General features: G+C 61.2%; 4 protein-coding genes. All 4 read left to right on the forward strand.

Annotation, left to right across the window (positions count from 1 at the left end; genetic code table 11):
• Window positions 1–781: cytochrome P450 (locus HMPREF0591_RS10050; protein ID WP_007168399.1), on the forward strand; the 781-nt coding region annotated here is incomplete at its 5' end.
• Window positions 778–1,434 carry a transglutaminase-like domain-containing protein gene (locus tag HMPREF0591_RS10055; RefSeq protein ID WP_007168400.1) on the forward strand — a complete coding sequence of 219 codons (657 nt, stop codon included), beginning with the start codon at window positions 778–780 and terminating at the stop codon, window positions 1,432–1,434. The genes HMPREF0591_RS10050 and HMPREF0591_RS10055, both read left to right, overlap by 4 nt.
• Window positions 1,435–1,466: 32 nt before the next feature.
• Window positions 1,467–3,083, forward strand: a complete 1,617-nt coding sequence (locus tag HMPREF0591_RS10060) for a long-chain fatty acid--CoA ligase (protein ID WP_085981616.1) — start codon at window positions 1,467–1,469, stop codon at window positions 3,081–3,083.
• A gap of 48 nt (window positions 3,084–3,131) precedes the next feature.
• Window positions 3,132–4,069: acyl-CoA dehydrogenase family protein (locus HMPREF0591_RS10065; protein WP_007168402.1), on the forward strand; the 938-nt coding region annotated here is incomplete at its 3' end.

Genomic DNA, 4,069 nt, shown 5'->3' on the forward strand with positions numbered 1-4,069 from the left:
CTCACTCGTCCGCGCGCCGCTTCCCGGCACCCGCTATCGCGCCGGGATCCGCGGCCGACGGGTGCTCGAGGAATACTTCGCCCGGCACTTGCCGGCCGCCCGGGCCGGCAACAGCAATGACCTGTTCGCCGCGCTGTGCCATGCCAGCACCGAAGACGGACAACGTTTCAGTGACTCCGATGTCATCAACCACATGATTTTTCTGATGATGGCCGCTCACGACACATCGACCATCACCACCACCGCGGTAACTTATTACCTGGCAAAGCATCCAGAATGGCAAGATCGGGTTCGCGCCGAAAGCGATGCTCTCGGCGACCGATCACCCGAGATCGACGATTTGGAAGCGCTCAGGTCGCTCGATCTGGTGATCAAGGAATCCATGAGACTCGTGGCGCCGGTCCCGCTAGTCATGCGCAAAACAGTGCAAGACACCGCAATAGACGGCCACTACATTCCCCGCGACACGCTTGTGGCGATCACTCCCGCCGTCAACCATTTCGTCCGCGAAGTCTGGCATAACCCGGATCGCTTCGACCCCTTACGTTTCGACGACCCGCGCCGCGAGGACCAAGCTCACCGCTTCGCGTGGCTGCCCTTCGGCGGTGGCGCGCACAAATGCATCGGCATGCACTTCGGCACCCTCGAGGTCAAAGCGATCCTGCACCAGATGCTGCGCACGTTCACCTTCGGCCTCGACACCGACTACCGCATCCGCTGGGACAACACATCGCTGCCGATCCCGGTCGACGGGTTACCGATCACGCTGCGCCGCCGATGAAGACAGAATTTGCGCGGTTCCTCGCAGCCACCGAATTCCTCGACTGGAAACACGATGCCGTGCAGCAGTTCACCGAATCGGCGACACGCAACGCCACCGATTCCGTCGATAAGGCGTGCCGCATCTTCACCGCTGTCCGTGATTCGATCTGGTACGACCCGTATTCCGTCTCCGACGACCCGCGCCAGTACCGAGCCAGCGCGGTCGCCGTCGCCGAGCGCGCCTACTGTGTCCCCAAGGCGGTGCTCTTGACGGCTGCATGTCGCGCCGCGGGGATTCCGGCGCGGTTGGGTTTCGCCGACGTCCGCAACCATCTACAGACCGCGAGTCTCCGTGAACGGATGGGTGGTTCGGACGTTTTCGTCTACCACGGCTACAGTCAAATACTGCTGAATGGTCGGTGGGTCAAGGCCACACCGGCATTCAACCGCGAGTTATGCGCGCGCTTCCGCGTCGCTCCCATCGAATTCGACGGTCAGCGAGACGCCATGTTGCACGCCTACACAGGCGACGGCTCTCAACACCTGGAATACCTCCATGACCGTGGTGTTTTCGACGACCTTCCCCTCACGGAAATCATCGACGCGCTGCGCGACAATTACGGCGAACTCATCTACGAACCTCCTCCAGTGCCGGACTCATTCACCAACTAGCAGTTTGAAGGATTGTGCCTGTGCAAAGCACCATGCAGGATATCCCCTTGACCGTAGCCTCGATCGTCAGGCACGCGACATCCATCCACGCTGACAGCCAAGTCGTCACGCCGACCGGATCGGGCTACCGCACAACGACCTACGGTGCGCTCAAGCGACGAATCAGCCAGTTGGCCAACGCACTACGGAGTCTGGGCATAACTGACGATCAGCGCGTGGCCACCTTCCAATGGAGCAATCAGGAACACCTGGAAGCCTACTGTGCGGTGCCGTCGATGGGCGCGGTGCTTCACACCCTCAACCTTCGACTCACCGCAGAACAACTTGGCTACATTTCAGATCACGCCGACGACAAGGTCATCATCGCGGACGTCTCTGTGGCACCGCTTCTAGCGAAGGCACTGCCGACGATGTCGTCGGTGCACACCGTGATCGCAGCGGGCGACGGCGACCTGGAGCCGCTGCTGGCCAGCGGTAAAAACGTGCTGCGCTACGAGGACCTGCTTGCTGATCAAGACGGCGAATTCGACTGGCCAGAGCTCGATGAGAGGTCGGCCGCGGCGATGTGCTACACCAGCGGCACTACCGGAAACCCGAAAGGTGTTGTCTACAGTCATCGTTCCACCTATTTGCACTCGCTGACTGGCTGCACACCCAACGTGCTGTCCATCGGTGAAGAAGACCGCGTCTTGGCGATCGTCCCGATGTTTCACGCGAACGCATGGGGGCTGATCTATTCCGCGCTGATGTGTGGAGCCGACCTCGTGCTGCCCGACCGATACCTGCAGGCGGCACCGTTGGTTGCCATCATCGAGGACACGCAGCCGACCGTGGCCGGTGCGGTACCGACGATCTGGAATGACGTGCAGCATTTCCTGGAATCCGAACCGGAGCACGATATTTCGTCGCTACGCCTGGTCGCCTGCGGCGGGTCGGCCGTTCCAAGGTCACTGATGGAGCACTTCGAGAGTGAATTCGGTGTCCCGATCCTGCAGGCCTGGGGGATGACCGAAACCTCGCCGCTGGCAACCGTGGCGCGCGCGCCGAAGGGGACCAACGGCGAGCGCCAATGGGAGCTACGCGCTTGTCAGGGTCGTCCCGTCTGCGGTGTCGAGATTAGGCTGCGTGGCGACGATGGCCGTACCCTGCCCTGGGACGGACGGTCTATCGGCGAGATCCAGGCCCGCGGACCGTGGGTCACCGGCTCGTACTTCGGCGACAACGACTCCGACAAGCTCGACGAAGGATGGCTGCGCACCGGCGACGTGGGTCGCATCGATCAACACGGCTACCTTACGCTTACCGACCGGGTAAAAGACGTCATTAAGTCAGGTGGCGAATGGATTTCCTCGGTCGACTTGGAGAATGCGCTCGTTGCCCATCCAGCCGTGCATGAGGCGGTGGTGATCGGCGTGCCCGACGAGAAGTGGCAGGAAAGACCCTTGGCGTTGATCGTCACGAAGACCGAAACCAGCTTGGATATCAACGAATTGCGGGTCTTCCTGGACGGCGCGGTCGCCAAGTGGTGGATCCCGGAGCGCTGGGCGTTCATTGCTGAGGTTCCCCGAACCAGTGTGGGCAAATACGACAAAAAATTGCTGAGAGCACGCCACGGCGCCGGCGAATACCAGGTCGTGTACTGCGGCTAACCCGAAAAGCCGCCAACGTCGTCAGCAGCACCTAACCGAAAGGACACCATGACAGTCGCCTCACCTTGGCTCAGCCCGGAATTGGAAGCGCTTCGTGATCTCGCCGCAAAGTTCGTTGCCACTGAGATTGCACCCCACTCAGAGCGCTTCGCCGAGCAACACCATGTCGACCGGGCGGTGTGGGAACGAGCAGGCGAGCTGGGCCTGCTGTGCATGTCGATGCCGGTCGAATACGGCGGCGGCGGCGGGACGTTCGCGCACGAAGCAGTTCTGCTCGAAGAGCAAGCTCGAATCGGGGACAGTTCGTGGGGCGCCGGCCTGCACAGCGGCATCGTCGCACACTACATCCTGCACTACGCACGGGAAGACCTGAAAAGGCAGTGGTTGCCCAAGATGGCGTCGGGCGAATTGATCGGTGCCATTGCGATGACGGAGGCTGGAACCGGATCTGACCTTCAAAGCGTGAAGACGCGCGCCGTCCTCGATGGGGACGAGTACGTCATCACCGGCTCGAAGACGTTCATCACCAATGGTCAGCAAGCCGATCTCGTCGTCGTCGTGGCCAAGACCGACCATACCCAAGGCGCCAGCGGTATCTCGCTGATCGTCGTGGAAGCCGATCGCCCCGGGTTCCGGAGAGGACGAGTCCTCAGCAAAATAGGTCAGCGCGGTCAGGACACATCTGAATTGTTTTTCGACGGCGTGCGCGTCCCCAAGACGCATCTGCTAGGCGACACCGAGGGGCAAGGCTTCTTTCAGCTGATGACGCAACTGCCGCAGGAGCGACTTATCGTCGCGGTCGGAGCGGTTGCCGCCATGGAATTGGCCTTGCACCAGACGATCGAATACACGCGCCAACGAGAAGCATTCGGGCGAACGATCTTCGGGTTCCAAAATACCAAGTTCACCCTCGCTGAAGCCGCCACCGAAACAAGGATTGCGCGAGTGTTCCTCGACCACTGCATCTGTCTGCATCTCGACGGTAA

This window comes from Mycobacterium parascrofulaceum ATCC BAA-614, assembly GCF_000164135.1.
Classification (GTDB): domain Bacteria; phylum Actinomycetota; class Actinomycetes; order Mycobacteriales; family Mycobacteriaceae; genus Mycobacterium; species Mycobacterium parascrofulaceum.

Bases quoted from the DNA above. Each gene is read 5' to 3' on its own strand.
- HMPREF0591_RS10055 (WP_007168400.1), top strand. From the start codon at position 778: ATGAAGACAGAATTTGCGCGGTTCCTCGCAGCCACCGAATTCCTCGAC.
- HMPREF0591_RS10060 (WP_085981616.1), top strand. From the start codon at position 1,467: ATGCAGGATATCCCCTTGACCGTAGCCTCGATCGTCAGGCACGCGACA.